The following is a 23,094-nucleotide window of genomic DNA, read 5'->3' as shown; positions in this document are numbered from 1 at the left end:
CCAGCGTCGGGACCGGCGCGGAGGCCGACCCCGGTGGGCCGCAGCGCGGCGCTCGCCCCGCACAGGCCGGGTACGCCGGAGGGGGCGCCGCGGTACGCGCGGCGCCCCCTCCGGTGAAGACCCGGTCAGCCCTTGTCGGCCTCCGCGGCCTTCGTGAGGCTCGTGGGCTTCGCCTCGGCGTCGGCGGCCTTGGCCTCCGCACCCGCCGGGACGGCCTGGGCGTCGGCCTCGGCCTTCGTGAGACTCGTGGGCTTCCCCTCCGCGTCGGCTGCCTTGACCTCCGCACCCACCGGGACGGCCTCGGCATCGGCGGCACCCGGACCGCCGGAGGCCACCGGTTCCACGACCGTCTCGCGCCCCGGCCGCAGCTTCGCCGAGAGCACGAAGTAGACCACCGCGGCCACGAAGACCACGATCGCGGTCCAGACGTTCAGCCGCAGCCCCAGGATGTGGTGCGCCTCGTCGACCCGCATGTACTCGATCCAGCCGCGCCCGGCGCAGTACGCCGCGACGTACAGGGCGAAGGCCCGCCCGTGTCCCAGCTTGAAGCGCCGGTCGGCCCAGATGACCAGCGCGGCCACGCCCAGGCACCACAGGGACTCGTACAGGAAGGTCGGGTGGTAGGTGCCCGCGACCCGGTTCGGGCCCTCGCTGATCTCCAGCGCCCACGGCAGGTCGGTCCGGCGGCCGTACAGTTCCTGGTTGAACCAGTTGCCCCAGCGCCCGCAGGCCTGGGCGATGGCGATGCCCGGGGCGAGCGCGTCGGCCCAGGCGGGCAGCGGGATGCCGCGCAGCCGGCAGCCGATCCAGGCCCCGACCGCGCCGAGCGCGATCGCGCCCCAGATGCCGAGGCCGCCCTCCCAGATCTTGAAGGCGTCGACCCAGTTCCGGCCTTCGCCGAAGTAGAGCTGGTAGTCGGTGATCACGTGGTAGAGGCGACCGCCGACCAGGCCGAAGGGAACGGCCCACACGGCGATGTCCGCGACCGTGCCCGGCCTTCCGCCGCGCGCGATCCACCGCTTGTTGCCGAGCCAGACGGCGACGAAGACGCCGACGATGATGCAGAACGCGTAGCCGCGCAGCGGGATCGGTCCGAGATCGATCACGCCGGTCGACGGGCTGGGGATGTAAGCAAGGTCCATGGCAGACCTGACGCTACCCTGCCGGGCGGTACGCACCGCAACCCGCCCGGCAAGCTGAAATCAAAACCACACACGGCGGGGGCCGCCGCTCAGCCTCCCGAGCCGGCTCCCGCCCCGGTCCGGGAGCCGGAAGCGGAACCCGATCCGGCGGTGGGGGTGCTCCTGGTGCCGCTCCTCGCCCCTCCGTTGCCGGACGGGGACGCGGAGGGGGAGGCGGAGGCTGACGGGACGGCCTTGCCGCCCGTGCCCTCGACCTTCTCCTTCAGCTTCTGCGGGGTCAGCGGGTTCGCCTGGTCGGAGAAGATGTCCTTGCCGTCGAGGAGCACGGTGGGGGTGCCCCGGAACTTCCCGGTGCGGAAGGCCTCGTGCGACTTGAGGACCCAGCTGTTGTGGGTCCCGTCCTCCACGCAGGAGCGGAAGGCCGGGGTGTCCAGACCGTCGATCTTGCCGGCCAGCTCCAGCAGCCTGGCGTTCTTGCCGAAGGCGTCGTCGGTCTCCTGCGGCTGGTTCTGGAAGAGGAGGTCGTGGTACGGGGCGAACTTGCCGGCGTCCTGGGCGCAGGCGGCGGCGTTCGCCCCCTTCAGGGAGCCGGTGCCGCCCATGTTCCCGTCGATCAGGGTGACCAGGTGGTATTCGACCTTGAGCAGCCCCTTGGCCTCCAGGTCGTGGATGGTGGCGCGGTAGTTGTCCTCGAAGGCCTTGCAGGCGGGGCAGCGGAAGTCCTCCCACACCGTGAGGGTGGACTTGGCGCTGTCCTTGCCGGTCTGGATGGCGAGCGCGTCCTTGCCGGTGGCTCCGGAGGGCGCGGCCACCGGGCCGTCCTTGCCCGGCTTGTCGCCCTTGCCGGCGTTGGCCGCGATCACGCCGACGACGGCGGCCAGGCCGAGCACGCCGAGGACCGCTCCGGCCACCAGGAAGGTCCGCCGGCGCTTGTCCCGGGTCTTCTGCCGCTCGCGCTCCTCCTGGAGTCGCTCCCGGGCCGATCGTTTCGTCGCATCGCGGTTCGCACCGTCGTTCTTCTCGCTCACGCCCGGCCAAACGAAGCGGGGAGGCACTCGCGTGCCTCCCCGCTCACGTTTCCACCCGATCGGGCTACAGAACCCCTTCCGGGGCCCGCCCCGGGTCAGGACCTGCGTACGCCTTCCGCAAGCTCGCCCGCCAGTGCCCGCACGGCCGACAGGCCGGCCGGCAGGTCGGGGGCGTCCAGGAGCAGCTTCACGAAGGCCGAGCCGACGATCACACCGTCGGCGAAGCCCGCGACCTGCTTGGCCTGCACGGCGTTGGAGACCCCCAGGCCCACGCAGACCGGCAGGTCGGTGGTGGCGCGGGTGCGGCGCACCAGTTCCTGGGCCTCGTTGCCGACGGACTCGCGGGTGCCGGTGACGCCCATGAGGGAGGCCGCGTAGACGAAGCCGGAGCCGGCGGCGGTGATGGTCGCCAGGCGCTCGTCCCGGCTGCTGGGGGCGACGACGAAGACGGTCGCCAGACCGTTCTTCGCCGCGTGCTCGCGCCACAGCGCGGACTCCTGGACCGGCAGGTCGGGCAGGATGCAGCCGGCCCCGCCGGCGGCCGCCAGCTCGGCGGTGAACCGCTCGACGCCGTAGCGGTCGACGGGGTTCCAGTACGTCATGACCAGGATCGGGACCCCGGTGGCCTCGAAGGCCTCGCGGACGGTGCGCAGCACGTCGGCGATCCTGACGCCGCCGCGCAGGGCGATGTCGTCGGCGGTCTGGATGACGGCGCCGTCCAGGACCGGGTCGCTGTGCGGCAGGCCGATCTCGACGATGTCGGCGCCGCCCGCGATGACGGCCTTGACGGCCTCGATGCCGCCGTCGACGGTCGGGAAGCCGGCCGGGAGGTAGGCGACGAGGGCCGCGCGGTCCTCGGACTTGGCCTTGGCGAGGGTGGCGCTCAGCAGTTCGATGTTTCCGTTGGCGCTCACTTGTCGTCCCCCTGGGAGAACTCGTCGGCGGCTACTTCGCCGTCGGTGTCGTACAGCCCGAAGTAGCGGGCGGCCGTGTCCATGTCCTTGTCGCCCCGGCCGGACAGGTTGACCACGATCAGCCCGTCCTGGCCCAGTTCCCTGCCCAGGTCGAGGGCGCCCGCGAGGGCGTGCGCCGACTCGATGGCCGGGATGATGCCCTCGGTGCGCGACAGCAGGCGCAGGGCCTGCATGGCGGCGTCGTCGGTGACCGCGCGGTACTCGCCGCGGCCGCTGTCCTTGAGGTAGGAGTGCTCGGGGCCGATGCCCGGGTAGTCCAGGCCGGCCGAGATCGAGTAGGGCTCGGTGATCTGGCCCTCCTCGTCCTGGAGGACGTAGCTGCGGGAGCCGTGCAGGATGCCGGGCTCGCCCGCGGTGAGGGTGGCGGCGTGCTCGCCGGTCTCCACGCCGTGTCCGGCGGGCTCGAAGCCGACCAGGCGGACCCCGGCGTCCGGGATGAAGGCGTGGAAGAGGCCGATGGCGTTGGAGCCGCCGCCGACGCAGGCGGCGACCGCGTCGGGGAGCCGGCCGGCGCGCTCGATGATCTGGCGGCGGGCCTCGACACCGATGACGCGGTGGAAGTCGCGGACCATGGCGGGGAAGGGGTGCGGGCCGGCGACGGTGCCGAAGAGGTAGTGCGTCCGGTCCACGTTGGCGACCCAGTCGCGGAACGCCTCGTTGATGGCGTCCTTGAGGGTCCGGGAGCCGGACTTCACGGCGATGACCTCGGCGCCGAGCATGCGCATGCGGGCCACGTTGAGGGCCTGGCGCTGGGTGTCGATCTCGCCCATGTAGATGGTGCAGTCGAGGCCGAAGAGGGCGCAGGCGGTGGCGGTGGCCACGCCGTGCTGGCCGGCGCCGGTCTCGGCGATGACGCGGGTCTTGCCCATGCGCTTGGTGAGCAGCGCCTGCCCCAGCACGTTGTTGATCTTGTGCGAGCCGGTGTGGTTGAGGTCCTCGCGCTTGAGGAAGATCCGGGCGCCGCCCGCGTGCGCGGCGAACCGGGGCACCTCGGTCAGGGCGCTGGGCCGGCCCGTGTAGTTGACCATGAGGTCGTTGAGCTCGGCGGCGAAGGCCGGGTCGCCCTTGGCCTTCTCGTACTCGACGGCGACCTCGTCCACGGCGGCGACGAGGGCCTCCGGGATGAACTTGCCGCCGAAGTCACCGAAGTAGCCCTCGGCGTTGGGGACGTGACCCTCCGGGTCCGGGATGAAGAACGAACTGGTGGACATGGCCACTACTCCTACGGGTGCGGAATGCGAGGCTTCGCTCGACGCGGGCTGGATGCACCGTATTGCGCCGCCGGTCCGTCGCCCGCGCACCCCGCTGAGGGGTGGGCGGCGTACGGACGGGTACGGTCCGCGCCCGTGAAGGGGCGGGGACCGTACGCGGCCGCCCGCGCCCGGTACGTCAGGGGTACCGGGCGGGGAGGGCCGTCGTCACGGCGCGGCTCCGGCGCGCCATCGCATGCCGTTGACCTGTCCGGGCTCGGACCCGATCACGTAGCGCACCCGCCTGCCGTGCACGCGGCGCGCCGGGGCGCGGCAGCCGCGGGGGCGGCAGCCGCGCGCCAGGGGCGCGTGCGCCGTCGGCACGCCGGCCGGGCCGTGGCCCGGGCGGGTGCGGACGGAGGAGCGGGCGGGGGGCATGGGTGTGGTCAGCTCCGCCCGTGGCGCAGGGCGGGGTGGGCGCCGGCGGCGACGAGGTCGGCCACGGCCGCCTTCGGGTCGCGGCCGGTGACCAGGGACTCTCCGACGAGGACGGCGTCGGCGCCCTCGTTGGCGTAGGCGATCAGGTCGTGCGGTCCGCGGATTCCGGACTCGGCGACCTTCACGATGTGGGGCGGGATCTCTCCGACGATCCGCTCGAAGGTGGAGCGGTCGACCTTGAGGTCCTTCAGGTTGCGCGCGTTGACGCCGATGATCTTGGCGCCCGCGGCGACGGCGCGCTCGATCTCCTCCTCGTCGTGGACCTCGACGAGCGGGGTGAGGCCGATGGACTCGGCCCGCTCGATGAGGGAGACCAGGGCCTCCTGCTCCAGGGCGGCGACGATCAGCAGCACGAGGTCGGCGCCGTAGGCGCGGGCCTCCCACAGCTGGTACGCCGTGACGATGAAGTCCTTGCGCAGGATCGGGATGTCCACGCGTGCGCGGACGGCCTCGAGGTCGGCGAGCGAGCCGCCGAAGCGGCGCTGCTCGGTGAGGACGGAGATGACCGCCGCCCCGCCGGCCTCGTAATCGGCGGCGAGCCCGGCCGGATCCGCGATCGCGGCCAGCGCGCCCTTGGAGGGGCTGGAGCGCTTGACCTCGCAGATCACCTTGACGCCGTCGCCACGCAGGGCGGCGACGCCGTCCTTGGCCTGGGGCGCCTTGGCGGCACGCTCCTTGAGCTCGTCGAGGCTCACGCGGGCCTGCCGTTCGGCAAGGTCTTCGCGGACCCCTTCGATGATCTCGTCGAGCACACTCACGCGAGCGGCCCCCTTCCGGGTTGATGACGGTCGGCCGCCTTGCAGACACGTTCCACTGCAAGGTCAGCACTCAAATGGTATCCGCAGGTCGCCGAGGCCTCCGCACGGACTTCTCGGTGTCCCATGGACTGGACACTCGGAATATGGCCCTCCCGTAGTTCCCGCAAGGGCCTCCGCCGGGTCAGGGGGCCAAGGCCGAACCGAACGGGAGGTTCCGGACAATCGAGAAGGCGAGCACCAGGGCCCCGATGCCCCACCAGGCGGCCGGCCCCGGGGCGATCCGGGGGGCGGGGCCGCCGCGGAAGGCCCGCAGCAGCCACAGCGCCGTGAACGCGGCGAAGACCAGGTATCCGGCCACCGCCACGGCGTTGGCGCCGAGGGCGGCCGGCAGGTCCCCGGTGGCGAAGGCGTGCGCGCTGCGCAGCCCGCCGCACCCGGGGCACAGCACCCCGGTCAGCCGGAACAGCGGGCAGACCGGGTAGTGGCCGGGCTCGTTGGGGTCCACGGCACCCACGTACGCGAACGCCGCCACCGCCCCGGCCAGGGTGAGCACGGGGGCGGCCAGCCGCCGGGCCCTGGAGGCCCGTACGGGCGCCTGGGCGGGCGGCGGCGGCTGCCGGAGCGCCGCGTGCGGGGCGTCGGTGTCAGAGGCGTCCACGCGCTGATTCTCTCCGCTCATGACAAAAGGCGCAGCCCGACGGGGCCGCGCCTTTCGAAAGCGGGCCGGCAGACCCGCGGGATCGCGCTCAGACCTTGGCGGGGACCCGGTTGGCGGCGATGACCTCGGCGAGGTCGCGGTGGCTGGTCTTCGGCGCGCCCATGCCGGCGGCCCGCATCGCGAGGCCGACCACACCGCCGAGCGCGACGACGACCAGGCCGGCCCAGAACCCGAGCGGGTTCGCCAGCACCATGAAAGCGCCGGAGACGCAGAAACCGATGAAGGCGATGATGACACCGGTCCAGGCGGCCGGGGTGTGTCCGTGGCTCGTGCCCGCCATGAGTTGCTCCTCGTTGCTCTGTCTCAAGCGTGTAGAGAGCGTGGCCTGTGTCGCACGCTCGCTGTCGTTGTCATTCTCCCGCACGGGGCCGCCGGTTTCGCCAGTGGGTGGGGGTCCGCGGCGGGGCCTGCTCAGCCGGTGGGGTCCTCGCCGCGGTCCAGCGCCTTCCACAGGTCCTCCGGCCGGTCCGGGTCCACCGGGGCCGGGGTGCGCCGACGGGGGCTCCCGTCGCGCTCGTAGCGGCCTCCCATCGCGGGCCAGTCGCGGCCGAAGCGCAGCGCGAGCAGTCCCGCGAGCAGGATCAGCGCCGCGCCGGAGGCGGTGACGTACGGCCACGCCGTGTGGCTCAGCTCCATCACCCGGGCGGCGGTGTCGGCCGTCGCGGTGGCGGCCCGCTCGTCCAGCGCCCGCCGGTCGTCGGCGGCGGCCACCGCGGCCAGCGCCGCGCCCAGGCCGCTGAGCGCGAGCAGTCCGGAGACCAGCAGGCGCCCCCGGCCGCGTACGGCGAACACGGCGACCAGGGCGGCGAGACCGACGATGGCCAGCGCCGCCGGGAGGCCCGTGACGGCCCGCCCGTCCGCGGTCAGGGGAAGGCTTCCGCCCCCGATGGAGGCGCTGCCCCGGGCCCAGGTGCGGCCCGAGGCGAGCAGGACGACGGTGGCGCCGAGCGCGCCGAGCAGCAGGGCGGCGGCCACGGTGCGGCGGCCGGTGCTGCTCCCGGCGGCCTCGGCCTCGTTGGGGGGGTGGGGTACGGCGGTCACGTACCCACTATCCCCTACGTCCTCAGGCGCGGTGGAGGCGGTTCGCCGCTCCCACGGCGCGGAGCACGGCGGCGGCCTTGTTGCGGCACTCCTGGTCCTCCAGCTCGGGCACCGAGTCGGCGACGACCCCCGCTCCGGCCTGCACGTACGCCGTCCCGTCGCGCAGCAGCGCGGTGCGGATGGCGATGGCGGTGTCGGAGTCCCCCGCGAAGTCGAGGTAGCCGACGCAGCCGCCGTACAGGCCGCGGCGGGAGGGCTCGAGCTCCTCGATGATCTGCATGGCGCGCGGCTTGGGCGCGCCGGAGAGGGTTCCGGCGGGGAAGCAGGCGGTGAGCACGTCGAAGGCGGTCCTGCCCTCGGCGACCCGCCCGGTGACCGTGGAGACGATGTGCATGACGTGCGAGTACCGCTCGATGCTCATGAAGTCGACGACCTCGACGGAGCCCGGCTCGCAGACCCGGCCCAGGTCGTTGCGGCCCAGGTCGACGAGCATGAGGTGCTCGGCGCGCTCCTTCGGGTCCGCCAGCAGCTCCTCGGCCAGGTCGTTGTCCTCCTGCGGGGTGGCGCCCCGGTGGCGGGTGCCGGCGATGGGGTGGACCATGGCCCGGCCGTCCTCGACCTTGACCAGCGCCTCGGGGCTGGACCCGACGACGTCGAAGCCGTTCTCGAAGCGGAAGAGGTACATGTACGGGGACGGGTTGGTGGCCCGCAGCACCCGGTAGACGTCCAGGGCGGAGGCGTGGCAGGGGGTCTCGAACCGCTGCGAGGGCACCACCTGGAAGGCCTCGCCGGCCCGGATGCGTTCCTTGACGTCCTCGACGGCCGCCTGGTACTTCTCGCCGCCCCACAGCGCGTCGAAGGGCGGCAGCTCCGACTCCGGGAGCGGGGCGGGCGCGTAGGGCGCGGGCCGCGCCAGGTCGGCCTCCATCGCGTCGAGACGGGCGACCGCGTCGGCGTGGGCCTCGTCCGCACCGGTGTCGAGGGCGTTGTGGTTGATGGCGTTGGCGATGAGCAGGACGGTGCCGTCCCAGTGGTCGAGGACCGCCAGGTCGGAGGTGAGCAGCATGGTCAGCTCGGGGAGTTCGAGGTCGTCCTCGGTGTGGTCGCCGATGCGCTCCAGGCGGCGGACGATGTCGTAGCCGAGGTAGCCGACCATGCCTCCGGTGAAGGGCGGCATGCCGCCCGCGAGGTCGCGGGGGGTGTGCAGGGCCTCGACGGTGGCGCGCAGGGCGTCGAGGGGGTCGCCGTCGGTGGGGACCCCGACGGGCGGCGTGCCGATCCAGTGCGCCCGGCCGTCCTTGACGGTGAGGGTGGAGGCGCTGCGGACGCCGACGAAGGAGTAGCGGGACCAGGAGCGGCCTCCCCCATGGCCTCCGGTATGGGAGGTACCCCCGAGGGCGGATTCCAGCAGGAAGGTGCCGGGGCGTTCGGCGGCCAGCTTCCGGTAGAGCCCGACGGGGGTGTCCCCGTCGGCCAGCAGCCTGCGGCTCACGGGGATGACGCGGCGGTCGGCCGCGAGCTTGCGGAACGTCTCGAGATCCATGGGGTGGGACCCTAACTGGCTAGCTGGCGTCGCTGAGGAGGACATCGTCGTCGAAGCAGGTACGGGCACCCGTGTGGCAGGCGGCACCGACCTGGTCGACCTTGACGAGCACGGTGTCCGCGTCGCAGTCGAGGGCGACGGACTTCACGTACTGGAAGTGGCCGGAGGTGTCCCCCTTGACCCAGTACTCCTGCCGGCTGCGGGACCAGTAGGTGCAGCGGCCGGTGGTGAGGGTGCGGTGCAGGGCCTCGTCGTCCATCCAGCCGAGCATCAGCACCTCACCGGTGTCGTACTGCTGGGCGATGGCCGGAACCAGGCCGTCCGCGGAGCGCTTGAGGCGGGCGGCGACGGCGGGGTCGAGGGAGGACGTACTCATGGGCCCCATTGTGCCGGGCGGAAGGCCCTGTTACGGATCACCGTCCGCCTGATGAGCGGCGGCGGGGTGGCCTCCGGTCGTAGGCTGGCCCGCATGTCTACCCATGCGAAGCGTGAACGCCTGCTGCTGGCGGACCTTCTGGAGGCGGCGGGACCGGAGTCGCCGACGCTGTGCGACGGCTGGACCTGCCGGGAACTGGCGGCGCACGTGGTGGTGCGAGAGCGCCGCCCGGACGCGGCGGGCGGGCTGCTGCTGAACGTGCTGAAGGACCGCCTCGACCGGGCGATGGCCGAGTACGCGGCCAAGCCGTACGAGGAACTGATCCAGCTGATCCGCACCGGCCCGCCGAAGCTGTCCGTGTACGCGCTGAAGCAGATCGACGAGGCCGCGAACGCGGTGGAGTTCTACGTCCACGCCGAGGACGTGCGGCGCGCCCAGCCGGACTGGTCGCCCCGGACGCTGGACCCGGTGTTCTCGGACGCGCTGTGGTCCCGGCTGGAGAAGCTGGCCCGTCTCACGGGCCGCCGCTCGCCGGTGGGCCTGGTGCTGCGCCGCCCGGACGGGCGCACGGCGGTGGCCCACAAGGGCGTACCGGTGGTGACGGTGACCGGGGAGCCGGGTGAGCTGACGCTGTTCTGCTTCGGCCGGCAGGACGCCGCCGCCGTGGAGCTGGACGGCGAGAAGGAGGCCGTGGCCCGGCTGACGGTGGCCCAGCTGGGGATCTGAGGCCCGGGACCCGGCCGGGCCTCCCTCGCGGGGGACCCGGCCGGACGGCCGGGGTCAGCGGACCGGGTGGCCGGCTTCGCGGAGGGCCGACTTGACCTCGGAGATGCGCAGGTCGCCGAAGTGGAACACCGAGGCGGCGAGCACCGCGTCGGCGCCCGCGCCGATGGCGGGCGCGAAGTGCTCCAGCTTGCCGGCACCGCCCGAGGCGATCACCGGGACCGTGACGTGCGCGCGCACGGCGGCGATCATCTCGGTGTCGTAGCCGTCCTTGGTGCCGTCGGCGTCCATGGAGTTCAACAGGATCTCCCCGGCACCCAGTTCGGCCGCCCGGTGCGCCCATTCGACGGCGTCCATGCCGGTGCCCCGGCGGCCGCCGTGGGTGGTGACCTCGAAGGATCCGGTCCCGGTGCGGCGGGCGTCGACCGACAGGACGAGGACCTGGCGGCCGAAGCGCTCGGCGATCTCCTGGATCAGCTCGGGCCGGGCGATGGCGGCCGTGTTCACGCCCACCTTGTCGGCGCCGGCCCGCAGCAGCTTGTCGACGTCGTCGGCGGTGCGGACGCCGCCGCCGACCGTGAGCGGGATGAAGACCTGCTCGGCGGTGCGCCGGACCACGTCGTAGGTGGTCTCGCGGTTGCCGGAGGAGGCGGTGATGTCGAGGAAGGTCAGCTCGTCGGCGCCCTCGGCGTCGTACAGCTTGGCCATCTCCACCGGGTCGCCGGCGTCGCGCAGGTTCTGGAAGTTCACACCCTTGACGACCCGGCCGTTGTCCACGTCCAGGCAGGGGATCACGCGTACGGCGAGGGTCACGGCGCCACCTCCCCGTAGGCCTCGACCTCGACCTCGACGACCATGCCGGGGTCGACGAAGCCGGAGACGATGAGCATCGTGGCGGCGGGGCGGACGGTGTCGAACAGCGCCTTGTGGGCGCGGCCCACCTCGTCCACGTCCCGGGCGTGCGTCAGGTACATCCGGGTGCGGACCACGTGCTCGGGGCCGAGTCCGGCTGCGGCGAGCGCCTTGAAGGCGACCTCGAAGGCCTTGACCGTCTGGTCGTACGGGCCGCCGGCGTCGGCCGCCGTGCAGCCGGAGACCAGGACCAGGCCGTTGGGGAGGGCGACGGCGCGGGAGTAGCCGATGACGTCCTCGTAGGGGCCGCCGGAGGAGATGCGGCGTACGTCGGGGGAGCTCATGCGCGGACCGCCTCCAGGGCTTCTTCCAGGGTGAAGGCCTTGGCGTACAGGGCCTTGCCGACGATGGCGCCCTCGACGCCGAGGGGGACGAGCCCGGACAGGGCCCGCAGGTCGTCCAGGGACGAGACGCCGCCGGAGGCGACGACGGGCCGGTCGGTGGCGGCGCAGACGTTCCTCAGCAGCTCCAGGTTGGGGCCGGTGAGCGTGCCGTCCTTGCCGATGTCGGTGACGACGTAGCGGGCGCAGCCCTCGGAGTCCAGGCGGGCGAGGGTCTCGTAGAGGTCGCCGCCCTCGCTGGTCCAGCCGCGGCCCTTGAGGGTGGTGCCGCGTACGTCGAGGCCGATGGCGATCCTGTCGCCGTGCTCGGCGATGGCCTTGGCGGCCCACTCGGGGGTCTCCAGGGCGGCGGTGCCGAGGTTGACGCGGGTGCAGCCGGTGGCGAGGGCGGCGGCGAGCGTGGCGTCGTCGCGGATGCCGCCGGACAGCTCGACCTTGATGTCCATGGCCCGGGTGATCTCGGCGACCAGGGACCGGTTGTCGCCGGTGCCGAAGGCGGCGTCCAGGTCGACGAGGTGCAGCCACTCGGCACCGGCGGCCTGCCAGGCGAGGGCCGCCTCCAGCGGGGAGCCGTAGGAGGTCTCGCTGCCCGACACGCCGTGCACGAGGCGTACGGCCTGGCCGTCGCGGACGTCGACCGCGGGAAGGAGTTCCAGAGTCTTCGGCATCACAGGGTCTCGATCCAGTTGGTGAGGAGCTGGGCGCCGGCGTCGCCGGACTTCTCGGGGTGGAACTGGGTGGCCCACAGGGCCCCGTTCTCCACCGCCGCGACGAAGCGCTCGCCGTGGGTGGCCCAGGTGACCCGGGGGGCGCGGATCACCGGGTTGGTGACTTCCAGGCTCCAGTCGTGGGCCGCGTAGGAGTGCACGAAGTAGAAGCGCGCGTCGGCGTCGAGACCGGCGAAGGCCCGGCTGTCGGCCGGGGCCTCGACGGTGTTCCAGCCCATGTGCGGGACCACGGGGGCCTTCAGCGGGCCGACGGTGCCGGGCCACTCGTCGAGGCCCTCGGTCTCCACGCCGTGCTCGATGCCGCGCTCGAAGAGGATCTGCATGCCGACGCAGATTCCCATGACGGGGCGGCCGCCGGAGAGCCTGCGGCCGATGATCCAGTCGCCGCGGGCGTCCTTCAGGCCCCGCATGCAGGCGGAGAACGCGCCGACACCGGGGACGAGGAGGCCGTCGGCGTCCATGGCCTTGTCGTAGTCGCGGGTGATCTCGACGTCTGCGCCGACGCGCGCGAGGGCGCGCTCGGCGGAGCGGATGTTGCCGAAGCCGTAGTCGAAGACCACGACGTTCTTCTTGGCGCTCATTCCCAAATTCCCTGGATTCGCAGGACTCCCGCGGCGAGGCACATCACGGAGCCGAGGGCGAGCAGAACGATCACCGATGTGGGCATCTTCTGCTTCTGGAAGGAGTAGACGCCCCCGGCCAGGAACAGGCCGAGGACGATGAGGATGGTGTTCAGGCCGTTCACGGCTAGAGGGCGCCCTTCGTGGAGGGCAGGATCCCGGCGGCGCGCGGGTCGAACTCGGCGGCGTAGCGCAGGGCCCGGGCGAGCGCCTTGAACTGGCACTCCACGATGTGGTGGGCGTTGCGGCCGTACGGGACGTGGATGTGCAGGGCGATCTGGGCCTGCGCGACGAAGGACTCGAAGATGTGCCGGGTCATCGTCGTGTCGTACGAGCCGATCATCGGCGCCATGTTCTCGGGCTCGGTGTGCACGAGGTAGGGGCGGCCGGAGAGGTCGACGGTCACCTGGGCGAGGGATTCGTCCAGCGGGACGGTGCAGTTGCCGAAGCGGTAGATGCCGACCTTGTCGCCGAGGGCCTGCTTGAAGGCGGCGCCCAGCGCGAGGGCGGTGTCCTCGATGGTGTGGTGGCTGTCGATGTGCAGGTCGCCGTCCGTCTTCACCGTGAGGTCGAAGAGGCCGTGGCGGCCGAGCTGGTCGAGCATGTGGTCGTAGAAGCCCACGCCCGTCGAGACGTCGACCTTGCCCGTGCCGTCGAGGTTTATCTCGACGAGGACCGAGGTCTCCTTCGTGGTCCGTTCGACCCGTCCGATGCGGCTCATGCGTGCTGCTCCTTCTTCAGTGCGCGAACCGCTTCCAGGAACGCGTCGTTCTCGGCCGGGGTGCCGGCGGTGACCCGCAGCCGGCCCGGTACGCCGTTGTCCCGGACCAGGACGCCCTGGTCGAGGATCTTCTGCCAGGCGGTGTGGGAGTCCTCGAACTTCCCGAACTGGATGAAGTTCGCGTCGGACTCGGTGACCTCGTACCCGATGGCCCGCAGCTCGGTGACCAGGCGGTCCCGTTCGGCCTTGAGCTGCTCGACGTAGCCGAGCAGGGTGTCGGTGTGCTCCAGCGCGGCCAGCGCGGTCGCCTGGGTGACGGCGGACAGGTGGTACGGCAGGCGTACGAGCTGCACGGCGTCGACGACGGCGGGGTGCGCGGCGAGGTAGCCCAGGCGCAGGCCCGCGGCGCCGAAGGCCTTGGACATGGTCCGGGACACCACCAGGCAGGGGCGGCCCTCGATCAGCGGGAGGAGGGAGTCGCGGTGGGAGAACTCCACGTACGCCTCGTCGACGACGACCAGGGAGGGCTTGGCGGCCTGCGCGGCCTCGTACAGGGCGAGGACGGTCTCGGCCTCGACGGCGGTGCCCGTGGGATTGTTGGGCGAGGTGATGAAGACGACGTCGGGGGCGTGCTCGGCGATCGCCCGCTCCGCCGCCTCCACGTCGATGGTGAAGTCCTCGCGCCGGGGGCCGGAGATCCAGCCCGTGCCGGTGCCGCGCGCGATGAGCGCGTGCATCGAGTACGAGGGCTCGAAGCCGATCGCCGTGCGCCCCGGGCCGCCGAAGGCCTGGAGCAGCTGCTGGAGGACCTCGTTGGAGCCGTTGGCGGCCCAGACGTTCTCCTTGGCGACGGGGTGCTTGCCCGTACGGGTGAGGTAGGCGGCCAGCTGGGTGCGCAGCTCGACGGCGTCCCGGTCGGGGTAGCGGTTGAGGGTGCGGGCCGCCTCGGCGACGCGTTCGGCGATGCGCCGTACGAGCGGCTCGGGCAGCTCGTACGGGTTCTCGTTGGTGTTCAGCTGGACGGGCACGTCGAGCTGCGGGGCGCCGTAGGGGCTCTTGCCGCGCAGTTCGTCCCGGATGGGGAGGTCGTCGATGCCGAAGGTCACTGTCCGGGCACCTTCCATCCGAAGCGCGCCTTGAGGGCCGCGCCGTGCGCGGGCAGGTCCTCGGCCTCGGCCAGCGTCACCACGTGGTGGGTGACCTCGGCGAGGGCGTCGCGCGTGTAGTCGACGATGTGGATGCCGCGCAGGAAGGACTGTACGGACAGGCCCGAGGAGTGGCAGGCGCAGCCGCCGGTGGGCAGGACGTGGTTGGAGCCGGCGCAGTAGTCGCCGAGGGAGACCGGCGCCCAGGGGCCGACGAAGATCGCCCCGGCGTTGCGCACCCGGGCGGCCCAGGCGGCGGCGTCGGCGGTCTGGATCTCCAGGTGCTCGGCGCCGTACGCGTCGACGACCTTGAGGCCGTCCTCCAGGGTGTCGACCAGCACGATCGCGGACTGCTTGCCCGCGAGGGCGGGCTTGATCCGGTCCTCGACGTGCTTGGTCGCGGCGACCTGCGGCTCCAGCTCCTTCTCGACGGCGGCCGCGAGCTCCGCGGAGTCCGTGACGAGGACGGCGGCGGCCAGCGGGTCGTGCTCGGCCTGGCTGATCAGGTCGGCGGCGACGTGCACCGGGTCGGCCGTGGAGTCCGCGAGGACCGCGATCTCGGTGGGGCCGGCCTCGGTGTCGATGCCGATCTTCCCGGTGAAGTAGCGCTTGGCGGCGGCGACCCAGATGTTGCCGGGGCCGGTCACCATGTTCACGGGCAGGCAGTCCTCGGTGCCGTACGCGAACATCGCGACGGCCACGGCGCCGCCAGCGGCGTACACCTCGTTCACGCCGAGCAGCGCGCACGCCGCCAGGATCGTCGGGTGCGGCAGGCCGCCGAACTCCTTCTGCGGCGGCGAGGCCAGCGCGATCGACTCGACGCCGGCCTCCTGGGCCGGGACGACGTTCATCACGACGGAGGACGGGTACACCGAACGGCCGCCCGGCGCGTAGAGCCCGACGCGCTCGACCGGAACCCACTTCTCGGTCACGGTGCCGCCCGGGACCACCTGGGTGACGTGCTCGGTGCGGCGCTGGTTGCGGTGCACGATCCGGGCGCGCCGGATGGACTCCTCGAGGGCGGCGCGGACGGCCGGGTCGAGCTGCTCCAGGGCGGCCGCGAGGGCCTCCGCGGGTACCCGGACCTGCGTGAGCTCGACGCCGTCGAACTTCCGCGCGTACTCGATCAGCGCCGCCGTGCCACGATGATGGACGTCCTCGCAGATGGGCCGCACCTTCTCCAGGGCGGCTTCCACGTCGAACTCGGCACGGGGCAGCAGGTCGCGCAGGGCGCCGCCCTCGGGGAGGGCGTCACCGCGCAGGTCGATACGAGAGATCACGCCCCAATTCTCTCAGACCGCCTCCCACGACCGTCCGCCCGTATCACTGGCTGATACACGCCCCGGACGTCACCGCCGCCCCTTAGCGTTCTCGTACACGTAAATGACAGCGGGGGGCTGCCATGACCGAAGCGCGCGGGGACGGGCCGCCGGACGGCCTCACGGGGGCCGAGCAGCGGATGTGGGAGGCCTTCCGGGCGGGCGCCGTCTGCGACCTCGGCGCCGGTACCGCCGGCCTGGACGATCCGCACTCCGGCCCGGCCTGGGGCCCCGGGCGCCGGGTCCGTGCGGAGGTGGTGGCGCACCTGCTGCTCGCCGGGCCGGCACCGGTCCCGGGCCGGGTCGGGTGCCTGAAGCTGCGCGGTGCGCAGATCACCGGGCGGCTGGATCTGTCCGGTGGCACGGTGGCCCCGTACGTGGAGATCCGCTCGTGCCGCTTCGACGGCGAGGTCCAGGTGTCCGAGACCCGCTTCGGCACGCTGCGGCTGGACAACTGCGCGATACCCCGGCTGGAGGGGGCCCGGCTGCACACCGAGGGGGACCTGCACCTGGCGCGCTGCCGGGTGGCGCGCGGGATCCGGCTGACCGACGCGCAGATCGGCACCGACCTGCTGCTCGGCCGGGCGGTGGTCCGGCGGGACGGCCGGGGCCGGGCCGTCGCCGCCGACGGGATGGCGGTCGCGCAGGACTTCCACGGCGACATGCTGGAGACGCACGGGGAGGTGAGCCTGCGCGGGGCGAAGGTGGGAGCGTCGATGAGCCTGCGCGGGGCGCGGCTGAGCAACCGGCACGGCCGGCGCGCGCTGAACGCCCCGACCCTGACCGTCGAGCGGACCCTGTACCTGTCCTCCATCGGCCTGGCCTCCCCCACGGGCGACCCGGACCGCCCGTACGACTGGAGCACGACCCCCACGACCGGCGGGCCGGTGCAGCACTTCGAGTGCCGGGGCGGGCTGCGGCTGGACGACGGCCGGTTCGGCGACTCGGTCGATTTCCACGGGGCCCGGTTCGAGCTGCTGCCCGACCAGGAGATGTCGCTGCGGCGGGTGCAGACGCCCGAGCTGCGGTTCGTCGGCGAGGCCCCGGGGGCGGGCCGGGTGGTGGTGTCCGGCGCGAAGGTGGTCAAGCTCGTCGACCGGTCGACGAGCTGGCCCGGGCGCGGGCGGGTGTCCATGGAGGGATTCGTCTACGAGGACCTCGCGCCCCGGGGCCACTTCCCGCTCTCCCGCCGCCTGGAGTGGCTGGAGGCGGCCACGCCCGAGTACTCGCCGGGGCCGTACGAGCTGCTCGCCGCCGTGCTGCGCGCCGGAGGGGAGGACGCCGGCGCCCGCGAGGTGCTGGTGGCCAAGCAGCGCCGCCGCCGGGCCACGCTGCCGCCGGCGGCCAGGGCGTGGGGGTACCTCCAGGACTGGACGGTGGTCTACGGGTACCGGCCGGGGCGGGCGGCGCTGTGGATGGCGGTGCTGTGGGCGGCGGGCACCCTGCTGTACCTGCGGCACGAGCCGTCGCCGATCAAGGCGGACGAGCATCCGCAGTGGGACGCCGCCCTGTACGCGCTCGACCTCCTGCTCCCGGTGATCGACCTGGGCCAGCAGGGCCAGTGGAAGCTGGAGGGCGGCTGGCAGTGGGGGTCGGCGGTGCTGGTGCTGCTGGGCTGGATCCTGGCCACGACGGTGGCGGCGGGCGCGTCGCGGCTGCTGAGGCGGGGGTGACGGCCCGGGCCGTCCGGCCACTACCCTGTGCCAGGTGACCACCGTTCGCCTGCCCCTCTTCCCGCTGAACTCGGTGCTGTTCCCGGGCCTCGTGCTGCCGCTGAACGTCTTCGAGGAGCGGTATCGCGCCATGATGCGCGAGCTGCTGAAGACCGGGGAGGACGAGCCGCGCCGGTTCGCGGTCGTCGCGATCCGCGACGGCCGGGAGGTCGCCCCGACCGCGCCCGGACTGCCGGACCAGACGGCCCTGCCCGAGAAGGGCCCGGCGGCGGGCTTCGGTCCGGACCCGATCCAGGCGTTCCACCGGGTGGGCTGCATCGCGGACGCGGCGACGATCCGGGAGCGGGAGGACGGCAGCTTCGAGGTGCTGGCCACCGGCACGACCCGGGTGCGGCTGCTCTCGGTCGACGCGTCGGGGCCGTTCCTGGTCGCGGAGCTGGAGGAGCTCGCGGAGGACGCGGGCGAGGGTGCGGGCGCCCTGTCGGAGGGGGTGCTGCGGGCCTTCCGCAGCTACCAGAAGCGGCTGGCCGGGGCCCGCGAGCGGTCGCTGGCCTCCGCGGCGGACCTGCCGGACGAGCCGTCGGTGGTGTCGTACCTGGTGGCGGCCGCCGCCGTGCTGGACACGCCGTCGAAGCAGCGCCTGCTCCAGGCCCCGGACACCGCGACCCGTCTCGCGGAGGAGCTGAAGCTGCTCCGTGCCGAGACGGCCGTGATCCGGCACCTGCCGTCCCTGCCGGCGGTGGACCTCACCCGCACCCCGACGAGCCCGAACTGAGCCCATGGCGAAGAAGAAGCAGCAGCCGGCCGGCACGCCGGCCATCACCGCCCTCACCGCGTCGGGCGTCGACTTCACCACCCACGCCTACGAGCACGACCCGGCGCACCCCTCGTACGGCGAGGAGGCGGCGCAGGCCCTGGGCGTCTCCCCGGACCAGGTGTTCAAGACCCTCGTCGCCGACGTGGACGGGGCCCTGACGGTGGCGGTGGTCCCGGTTTCCGGCTCGCTGGACCTCAAGGCCCTGGCGGCCGCGGTGGGCGGGAAGCGGGCGGCGATGGCCGATCCGTCGCTGGCGGAGCGCACCACGGGGTACGTCCTCGGCGGCATCTCCCCGCTGGGGCAGCGCAAGCGGCTGCGTACGGTGCTGGACGCGTCCGCCTCGGGCCATGCCACGATCTGCGTCTCGGCGGGCCGCCGGGGCCTGGAGGTGGAGCTCGCCCCCGAGGCGCTGACCACCCTCACGGGCGCCACGCTGGCCCCCATCGCCCGCCCCCAGGGCGTGCCGTCGAAGTAGCGCCGTCGAAGTAGCGCCGCCGAAGCGGCGCCGGTGCAGCGGCCCGGGTGCGGCGGCGCCGGTCAGGAGGAGTGCACGTGCGGCGGGGGGTACGCGTCCCCCGGGTGCCAGTCGTCCTTCGGCTCGGGGTCGCGCGGCCCCCACAGGGCCGTCAGGCCCAGGTGCACCGCCACGCCCGCCATCGGCCACACCAGCAGCACCCCGTGCGCCAGCAGCTGGAGCGGCGCGTCGAACGGCACCCCCTTGCCGGCCTTGGCGGCGGCGGCCGGGACGTTCACGGCGGGGTCGAGCCACAGCCCGAACCGCCATCCCGCCAGCGAGGCGAAGCAGGCCCCGAGGGCCAGCCCGATCACCAGCGGGACGCCCCCGCGCCGGCGCCACAGGAAGACGCCCACCGCGCTGAGCACGCCGAGCCCCAGGGCCAGCAGGAAGAAGGTGCCGTCGGCGCCGATCCGCGCCTCGCTCTCGGTGTTGCGCAGGAAGACGGCCTCGCCGTTGGAGACGTACTGCACGCGCGGCGCGAGCCATGTCCACAGCAGTCCGAGCAGTACCCCGGACACGCCCACCACGAGGGTGACGGCGGCCCCGTCGCGGATGTCCGCCGGGGTGACGGCGGCCTCCGGCTCGGGGAGCGGGGACACGGTCGGCTGCTGCTGCGGGGTCACGGCTTCGGTCACTCCCACATCGTGCCAGGTCTCGGAACGGAAGGGGCGTCCGGGCGGCGCCGTCAGCGGACCGCCGCCCTCCGGTACGCCCAGGTCGCGAGGGCCAGGGACAGTACGCCGACGGCCGCGCACACCCCGAGGTCGAGGACGACCGCCGCCCAGTCGGGTTGCGGGGCGAAGGTCTCCGCGAAGGCCTCCACCCCGTACGTGGACGGCAGCAGGTCCCGCGCCCACACGATGACGTCCGGCATCCGTTCGGCGGGCAGCACGCCCAGCAGCAGCGCCGCCGACATGCCCAGCTGCCCGGCCAGCGTGGCCAGTTCCTGGCGCGGCGCGAGCAGTCCCAGCGCGGCGCCCAGCCCGGCGAGCGCGGCCCCGGCCAGGGGCACCACGGCGGCCAGGATCCACAGCCCGCCCATCGGCAGGCCGAACAGCACGCAGCCGAAGACGGCCGTCACCAGCGTCCCCGGCAGCGTGAAGGAGGCGTACGCGGCCGCGGCGCCCAGCACCACCGAGGCGGGCGGCACCGGCAGGGTGGCGTAGTGGTCGAGGCCACCGCCGGCCCGCAGCTGCCCGAAGTACTGCGCGAGCAGGTTCAGCGCGACGAAGGCGACCACCAGGACGGAGGAGCCCGCGACGACGGCCCGCGCCTCCGAACCGCCGTCCACCACGCCCCGCATCAGGACCATGATCCCGACGGACTGGAAGGTGGCGACGAACAGCAGCGGTATCCGGGCGACCCGGGCCCGGGACAGCTGGGCCCGGTACACGGCGGCGAGCGCCGGGAACAGCCGAGCGCGGGGCGCGAGGTCCGCGGGAGCGGGGGCGGCGGCAGCGGTGGTCACGACTTGACCAGACCCTTCGTACGGCCGCCCAGCGCGAGGTACACGTCCTCCAGGCTCGGCGTGGCCAGCGTGAAATCGTCGAGGGCGGCGAAGGCCGGGCCGCCGGTCACGGCGGCGACGGCCGCGCGGGCCTCGGCCTGTCCCAGCCGCAGCACCCAGCGGCGGCCGGACTCGGCGGCCAGCGGGGCGAGCGACGCGACCTCGGGCACGTCCAGCGGCGGGGCGGTGCGCCAGACCAGCTCCAGGCGGACCTCGTCGGAGACCTTGGCCTTGAGGCCGGCCGGGGTGTCGCAGGCGATGACCCGGCCCTGGTCGACGACGGCGACCCGGTCGAGGACGGTCTCGGCCTCGATGACGTTGTGGGTGACGAGCAGGACCGTGGCTCCCTGGCTCCGGCGCCGCCGGTCCACGGCCTCCCAGACGGCCCGCCGGGCCACGGGGTCCATGCCGGTGGTGGGCTCGTCCAGGACCAGGACCGGCCGCTCCCCCACCAGTGCGGCGGCGAAGCAGGCGAGCCGGCGCTGTCCGCCGGAGAGCTTCTTCAGGGGGCGCGCGGCGATCTCGGTCAGCCCGAGTTCCTCCAGTACGCCGTCCCGAGCGGCCCGCGCCTCGCGCACCGCGAGCCCGCGCAGCCGGCCGGTGGTCTCGGCGGCCAGCGCGACGGTGAGCTCGTCGAGGGCGGTGGACTCCTGTCCGAGGTAGGCCAGCAGCCGCGAGGCCCGCTCGGGGTGGCGTACGAGGTCGTGGCCGAGCAGGTGCACGGATCCGGAGTCGGGCCGCAGCAGCCCGGTGAGCTGGCGGACCAGGGTGGACTTGCCGGCGCCGTTGGGGCCGAGCAGGCCGAAGACCTCTCCGCGCCGGACCTCCAGGGAGATCCCGTCGTTGGCCCGGGTCCGGGGCAGGGCGGGGGCGCCGCGCCGGCCGCGTACGGCGGGGTAGGTCTTGACCAGGTCACGCACCGCGCAGACCACGTCCGAAGCGGCCTCCGCGGCCGCTGCCGTGGTGGGTCCTGCCTGTGCTGTGCCCGTACTCACGAGGGAGCAGCCTACGCGGCTTCCGGCGCTACTCGGCCGCCGGGGTCGTCGGCGACCCGGGTACGGCGGCCGTGGGGCCGCCGACGTGCTCGGCCGCGGCGCGGACGTCGATCTCCCTCCAGAACCCGGCGCGGATGGCGTAGCGGTCGTGCTCGTCGATCTGGTCGTCCTTGTGGGCGAGGAGCCCGAAGCGGGCGGCGTAGCGCAGCAGCTCCCCGTCGATCCGGTGCGGGACCCGGGGGTACATGGTGGCCAGTTTCTGCAGGTGGGCGGTCTCGGGGAGGCGTTCCATCCAGCGCCGGGCGAAGACCTGGCCGACCTCGAAGGGGTCGCCGCCGACGGTGGTGATGTCCTCCTCGCGGTCGGCCCAGCGCTGTTCGGCGCTGGTGAGCTGGGCGAGGGTGGGCAGCGAGGCGGTCTCGGCGGGTTCGCCGAGCGGTCCGGCGCGGTCGATCCAGCCCTTGTCGGAGGACCAGCGCAGGGCGCTGCCGGCGGGGCTGGGCGCTCCGTGTCCGGCCGGGGCGGCGGCGTGGACCGGGGAGGGCGCGCGGAGTGCGGCGAGGTCCTTCGGGGTGGGGACGGGCTTGGCCCCTTCGGTGGCGGGCGCCGGTACGGGTGCTCCGTTCGGGCGGGCCTCGGGGGTGGCGGGGGTGCCGTTGCGGGCGGCTTCGGCGAGGGCCGCCTCGGGCAGGGGCGCGGAGAGGATCGCGGCGATCTCGGGGCGGGGGGCGGGCGGCGGGGCGCAGAGTCCGGCGAGGTCGCGGGCGCGGACGGCGCGGGTGATCCAGGCGCGGTCGAGGACGCGGCGTTCGTCGGCTTCGGCGACGAGGTCCTCGGACTGGTTGTAGTCCCCGTCGGCGGCCTGGACGGCCCACAGGTGGACGGCGACTCCGTGTTCCTTGGCGGACATCAGGCCGGGCAGCAGATCGCCGTCACCGGTGACGAGGACCACGTCGGAGCAGGCCCGGTTGCGGGCGAGCTCGGTGAGTTCGGCGTGCATGGCGGCGTCGACGCCCTTCTGCGCCCAGCGGCCGTCGCTGCGGGTCAGGGCGCCGAGCCGGACGGTGACGCGGGGCATGACGCGCAGCCGGCGGTGCTCGGGCTGGGGCACCCGGTCGGGGGCTCCGTCGAACCAGTAGATCCGCAGGAGGGGCTGTTGGGTGTCGGCCTCGGCGCGCTCGCGCAGGCCCTGGATGAGGGCGGAGTGGTCGACGGTGATGCGGGAGCGGGAGGGTTCCCCGGCGAGGAGGCTCGCGGCGGCGCCCAGCAGGTATCCGGCGTCCACCAGGACGACGCAGCGGTCCACGCGTTCCACCCTCTTCCGTGGGGGTCCTCACAGGTTTTCCCCGAGTCTGCCCGACCGCAAGGGTGTTGACGGCCGGAACTCGATCATCGGCGTGGCGTATCTCCCGGGCGGCGGCGGCAGGGGCCGTCGCTACGCTCGACAATGATCCAAAATGCGCGGTTTGTAGGGTTGTGTGAATGTGAAGGCGGCCCCGGTCCCTACACCCCCACGGAGGCGTTCCATGGCCAAGAACAAGAATCAGAAGCAGCCCGCGAAGCAGCAGCAGCGTTCGTCCGCCCAGGAGCGGAGTTCGGCCGAGGCCGCGCCGCAGGAGCGCTCCTCCCAGTCGCCGAGCCCGCTGGACATGGCCCACAAGAGCAAGCAGAAGCGCTTCGGCCACAACTGACGCCGCGGGGGGGGGGGGGGGGGGGGGGGGGGGGGGGGGGGGGGGGGGGGGGGGGGGGGGGGGGGGGGTGTTGTTGTCTATGTCCCCTGTCTCCCCTATCGCAGTGGAGAGGGAGAC

General features: G+C 73.5%; 28 protein-coding genes. 5 read left to right on the top strand and 23 right to left on the bottom strand.

The window, feature by feature from the left end; all coding sequences use genetic code 11:
- Window positions 1-125: 125 nt before the first annotated feature.
- The 11 genes from lgt to hisI form a co-directional block, all read right to left on the bottom strand.
- Window positions 126-1,142, bottom strand: coding sequence for a prolipoprotein diacylglyceryl transferase (gene lgt / locus ACZ4WZ_RS11095; RefSeq protein WP_467888131.1), 1,017 nt, complete (start codon window positions 1,140-1,142; stop codon window positions 126-128).
- An 89-nt stretch (window positions 1,143-1,231) separates the two neighbouring features.
- Window positions 1,232-2,170, bottom strand: a complete 939-nt coding sequence (locus ACZ4WZ_RS11090) for a DsbA family protein (protein ID WP_467888128.1) — start codon at window positions 2,168-2,170, stop codon at window positions 1,232-1,234.
- A gap of 95 nt (window positions 2,171-2,265) precedes the next feature.
- Window positions 2,266-3,084: a tryptophan synthase subunit alpha gene (gene trpA, locus ACZ4WZ_RS11085; RefSeq protein ID WP_467888125.1), complete on the bottom strand. Its 819-nt coding sequence runs from the start codon at window positions 3,082-3,084 to the stop codon at window positions 2,266-2,268.
- Window positions 3,081-4,355 carry a tryptophan synthase subunit beta gene (trpB, locus tag ACZ4WZ_RS11080; RefSeq protein WP_467888122.1) on the bottom strand — a complete coding sequence of 425 codons (1,275 nt, stop codon included), beginning with the start codon at window positions 4,353-4,355 and terminating at the stop codon, window positions 3,081-3,083. The genes trpA and trpB overlap by 4 nt, the downstream gene beginning before the upstream one ends.
- 207 nt (window positions 4,356-4,562) lie before the next feature.
- Complete coding sequence (trpM, locus tag ACZ4WZ_RS11075; protein WP_467888119.1) at window positions 4,563-4,772, bottom strand: tryptophan biosynthesis modulator TrpM; 210 nt, start codon at window positions 4,770-4,772, stop codon at window positions 4,563-4,565.
- 8 nt (window positions 4,773-4,780) lie between these two features.
- Window positions 4,781-5,590, bottom strand: a complete 810-nt coding sequence (trpC, locus tag ACZ4WZ_RS11070; protein ID WP_467888118.1) for an indole-3-glycerol phosphate synthase TrpC — start codon at window positions 5,588-5,590, stop codon at window positions 4,781-4,783.
- A 181-nt stretch (window positions 5,591-5,771) separates the two neighbouring features.
- Entirely contained in the window at window positions 5,772-6,269 is a 498-nt protein-coding gene (locus ACZ4WZ_RS11065; protein WP_467888116.1) for a DUF2752 domain-containing protein, read from the bottom strand.
- 67 nt (window positions 6,270-6,336) lie between these two features.
- Entirely contained in the window at window positions 6,337-6,588 is a 252-nt protein-coding gene (locus ACZ4WZ_RS11060; protein WP_467888114.1) for an HGxxPAAW family protein, read from the bottom strand.
- Window positions 6,589-6,719: 131 nt separating this feature from the next.
- Window positions 6,720-7,349: a TIGR02234 family membrane protein gene (locus ACZ4WZ_RS11055; RefSeq protein ID WP_467888111.1), complete on the bottom strand. Its 630-nt coding sequence runs from the start codon at window positions 7,347-7,349 to the stop codon at window positions 6,720-6,722.
- A gap of 22 nt (window positions 7,350-7,371) precedes the next feature.
- Window positions 7,372-8,892, bottom strand: a complete 1,521-nt coding sequence (locus tag ACZ4WZ_RS11050; RefSeq protein WP_467888108.1) for an anthranilate synthase component I — start codon at window positions 8,890-8,892, stop codon at window positions 7,372-7,374.
- A 19-nt stretch (window positions 8,893-8,911) separates the two neighbouring features.
- Window positions 8,912-9,277 carry a phosphoribosyl-AMP cyclohydrolase gene (gene hisI / locus ACZ4WZ_RS11045; RefSeq protein WP_467888105.1) on the bottom strand — a complete coding sequence of 122 codons (366 nt, stop codon included), beginning with the start codon at window positions 9,275-9,277 and terminating at the stop codon, window positions 8,912-8,914.
- An 84-nt stretch (window positions 9,278-9,361) separates the two neighbouring features.
- On the opposite strand from hisI, the gene ACZ4WZ_RS11040 reads away from it, so the two are divergent.
- Window positions 9,362-9,994, top strand: coding sequence for a TIGR03085 family metal-binding protein (locus ACZ4WZ_RS11040; protein WP_388935354.1), 633 nt, complete (start codon window positions 9,362-9,364; stop codon window positions 9,992-9,994).
- A gap of 54 nt (window positions 9,995-10,048) precedes the next feature.
- Here ACZ4WZ_RS11040 and hisF read toward each other — a convergent pair whose 3' ends face one another.
- Genes hisF through hisD form a run of 8 tightly spaced genes read right to left on the bottom strand, consistent with a single transcriptional unit; the run spans window position 10,049 to window position 15,738 of the window.
- The gene (gene hisF / locus ACZ4WZ_RS11035) at window positions 10,049-10,804 is read right to left on the bottom strand and encodes an imidazole glycerol phosphate synthase subunit HisF (protein ID WP_467888102.1); all 756 of its coding nucleotides are present in this window, start codon (window positions 10,802-10,804) and stop codon (window positions 10,049-10,051) included.
- Complete coding sequence (locus ACZ4WZ_RS11030; RefSeq protein ID WP_388935359.1) at window positions 10,801-11,187, bottom strand: RidA family protein; 387 nt, start codon at window positions 11,185-11,187, stop codon at window positions 10,801-10,803. Before ACZ4WZ_RS11030 ends, hisF begins: the two co-directional genes overlap by 4 nt.
- Window positions 11,184-11,912 (bottom strand): bifunctional 1-(5-phosphoribosyl)-5-((5-phosphoribosylamino)methylideneamino)imidazole-4-carboxamide isomerase/phosphoribosylanthranilate isomerase PriA, encoded by a 729-nt coding sequence (priA, locus tag ACZ4WZ_RS11025; RefSeq protein WP_388935362.1) that lies wholly within the window; start codon window positions 11,910-11,912, stop codon window positions 11,184-11,186. Before priA ends, ACZ4WZ_RS11030 begins: the two co-directional genes overlap by 4 nt.
- Window positions 11,912-12,553, bottom strand: coding sequence for an imidazole glycerol phosphate synthase subunit HisH (gene hisH / locus ACZ4WZ_RS11020; protein WP_467888098.1), 642 nt, complete (start codon window positions 12,551-12,553; stop codon window positions 11,912-11,914). Before hisH ends, priA begins: the two co-directional genes overlap by 1 nt.
- Complete coding sequence (locus ACZ4WZ_RS11015) at window positions 12,550-12,717, bottom strand: hypothetical protein (protein ID WP_467888094.1); 168 nt, start codon at window positions 12,715-12,717, stop codon at window positions 12,550-12,552. Before ACZ4WZ_RS11015 ends, hisH begins: the two co-directional genes overlap by 4 nt.
- 2 nt (window positions 12,718-12,719) lie before the next feature.
- Window positions 12,720-13,313 carry an imidazoleglycerol-phosphate dehydratase HisB gene (gene hisB, locus ACZ4WZ_RS11010; RefSeq protein WP_266577736.1) on the bottom strand — a complete coding sequence of 198 codons (594 nt, stop codon included), beginning with the start codon at window positions 13,311-13,313 and terminating at the stop codon, window positions 12,720-12,722.
- Entirely contained in the window at window positions 13,310-14,419 is a 1,110-nt protein-coding gene (locus tag ACZ4WZ_RS11005) for a histidinol-phosphate transaminase (RefSeq protein ID WP_467888092.1), read from the bottom strand. The genes hisB and ACZ4WZ_RS11005 overlap by 4 nt, the downstream gene beginning before the upstream one ends.
- A complete protein-coding gene (gene hisD, locus ACZ4WZ_RS11000) occupies window positions 14,416-15,738 on the bottom strand; it encodes a histidinol dehydrogenase (protein ID WP_467888089.1) in 1,323 nt (440 codons plus the stop codon). The genes ACZ4WZ_RS11005 and hisD overlap by 4 nt, the downstream gene beginning before the upstream one ends.
- 122 nt (window positions 15,739-15,860) lie before the next feature.
- On the opposite strand from hisD, the gene ACZ4WZ_RS10995 reads away from it, so the two are divergent.
- Genes ACZ4WZ_RS10995 through ybaK form a run of 3 tightly spaced genes read left to right on the top strand, consistent with a single transcriptional unit; the run spans window position 15,861 to window position 18,742 of the window.
- Window positions 15,861-17,450, top strand: a complete 1,590-nt coding sequence (locus ACZ4WZ_RS10995) for an oxidoreductase (protein ID WP_467888087.1) — start codon at window positions 15,861-15,863, stop codon at window positions 17,448-17,450.
- Window positions 17,451-17,484: 34 nt separating this feature from the next.
- A complete protein-coding gene (locus ACZ4WZ_RS10990; RefSeq protein WP_467888084.1) occupies window positions 17,485-18,225 on the top strand; it encodes an LON peptidase substrate-binding domain-containing protein in 741 nt (246 codons plus the stop codon).
- 4 nt (window positions 18,226-18,229) lie between these two features.
- Window positions 18,230-18,742: a Cys-tRNA(Pro) deacylase gene (gene ybaK / locus ACZ4WZ_RS10985; RefSeq protein ID WP_467888081.1), complete on the top strand. Its 513-nt coding sequence runs from the start codon at window positions 18,230-18,232 to the stop codon at window positions 18,740-18,742.
- 62 nt (window positions 18,743-18,804) lie between these two features.
- Here ybaK and ACZ4WZ_RS10980 read toward each other — a convergent pair whose 3' ends face one another.
- The 4 genes from ACZ4WZ_RS10980 to ACZ4WZ_RS10965 are packed head-to-tail and all read right to left on the bottom strand — an operon-like array spanning window position 18,805 to window position 22,601.
- Window positions 18,805-19,419, bottom strand: coding sequence for a hypothetical protein (locus tag ACZ4WZ_RS10980; protein ID WP_467888078.1), 615 nt, complete (start codon window positions 19,417-19,419; stop codon window positions 18,805-18,807).
- Window positions 19,420-19,469: 50 nt separating this feature from the next.
- Window positions 19,470-20,252 carry an ABC transporter permease gene (locus ACZ4WZ_RS10975; protein ID WP_467888075.1) on the bottom strand — a complete coding sequence of 261 codons (783 nt, stop codon included), beginning with the start codon at window positions 20,250-20,252 and terminating at the stop codon, window positions 19,470-19,472.
- Entirely contained in the window at window positions 20,249-21,286 is a 1,038-nt protein-coding gene (locus tag ACZ4WZ_RS10970; RefSeq protein ID WP_467888072.1) for an ABC transporter ATP-binding protein, read from the bottom strand. The genes ACZ4WZ_RS10975 and ACZ4WZ_RS10970 overlap by 4 nt, the downstream gene beginning before the upstream one ends.
- Before the next feature lie 28 nt (window positions 21,287-21,314).
- A complete protein-coding gene (locus tag ACZ4WZ_RS10965; RefSeq protein WP_467888068.1) occupies window positions 21,315-22,601 on the bottom strand; it encodes an NYN domain-containing protein in 1,287 nt (428 codons plus the stop codon).
- A 211-nt stretch (window positions 22,602-22,812) separates the two neighbouring features.
- On the opposite strand from ACZ4WZ_RS10965, the gene ACZ4WZ_RS10960 reads away from it, so the two are divergent.
- Complete coding sequence (locus ACZ4WZ_RS10960; protein ID WP_467888065.1) at window positions 22,813-22,977, top strand: hypothetical protein; 165 nt, start codon at window positions 22,813-22,815, stop codon at window positions 22,975-22,977.
- The last annotated feature ends 117 nt before the right edge of the window (window positions 22,978-23,094 follow it).

The organism is Streptomyces sp. NPDC029122, assembly GCF_055569445.1.
This window is presented reverse-complemented; position numbering and strand designations above follow the sequence as displayed.

Excerpts from the sequence above, each read along its gene's own strand:
- lgt (WP_467888131.1), bottom strand. The coding sequence starts at position 1,142 with ATGGACCTTGCTTACATCCCCAGCCCGTCGACCGGCGTGATCGATCTC.
- trpB (WP_467888122.1), bottom strand. The coding sequence starts at position 4,355 with ATGTCCACCAGTTCGTTCTTCATCCCGGACCCGGAGGGTCACGTCCCC.
- trpM (WP_467888119.1), bottom strand. The coding sequence starts at position 4,772 with ATGCCCCCCGCCCGCTCCTCCGTCCGCACCCGCCCGGGCCACGGCCCG.
- ACZ4WZ_RS11065 (WP_467888116.1), bottom strand. The coding sequence starts at position 6,269 with ATGAGCGGAGAGAATCAGCGCGTGGACGCCTCTGACACCGACGCCCCG.
- ACZ4WZ_RS11060 (WP_467888114.1), bottom strand. The coding sequence starts at position 6,588 with ATGGCGGGCACGAGCCACGGACACACCCCGGCCGCCTGGACCGGTGTC.
- ACZ4WZ_RS11050 (WP_467888108.1), bottom strand. The coding sequence starts at position 8,892 with ATGGATCTCGAGACGTTCCGCAAGCTCGCGGCCGACCGCCGCGTCATC.
- hisI (WP_467888105.1), bottom strand. The coding sequence starts at position 9,277 with ATGGGGCCCATGAGTACGTCCTCCCTCGACCCCGCCGTCGCCGCCCGC.
- ACZ4WZ_RS11040 (WP_388935354.1), top strand. The coding sequence starts at position 9,362 with ATGTCTACCCATGCGAAGCGTGAACGCCTGCTGCTGGCGGACCTTCTG.
- ACZ4WZ_RS11030 (WP_388935359.1), bottom strand. The coding sequence starts at position 11,187 with ATGAGCTCCCCCGACGTACGCCGCATCTCCTCCGGCGGCCCCTACGAG.
- priA (WP_388935362.1), bottom strand. The coding sequence starts at position 11,912 with ATGCCGAAGACTCTGGAACTCCTTCCCGCGGTCGACGTCCGCGACGGC.
- hisH (WP_467888098.1), bottom strand. The coding sequence starts at position 12,553 with ATGAGCGCCAAGAAGAACGTCGTGGTCTTCGACTACGGCTTCGGCAAC.
- hisB (WP_266577736.1), bottom strand. The coding sequence starts at position 13,313 with ATGAGCCGCATCGGACGGGTCGAACGGACCACGAAGGAGACCTCGGTC.
- ACZ4WZ_RS10995 (WP_467888087.1), top strand. The coding sequence starts at position 15,861 with ATGACCGAAGCGCGCGGGGACGGGCCGCCGGACGGCCTCACGGGGGCC.
- ybaK (WP_467888081.1), top strand. The coding sequence starts at position 18,230 with ATGGCGAAGAAGAAGCAGCAGCCGGCCGGCACGCCGGCCATCACCGCC.
- ACZ4WZ_RS10960 (WP_467888065.1), top strand. The coding sequence starts at position 22,813 with ATGGCCAAGAACAAGAATCAGAAGCAGCCCGCGAAGCAGCAGCAGCGT.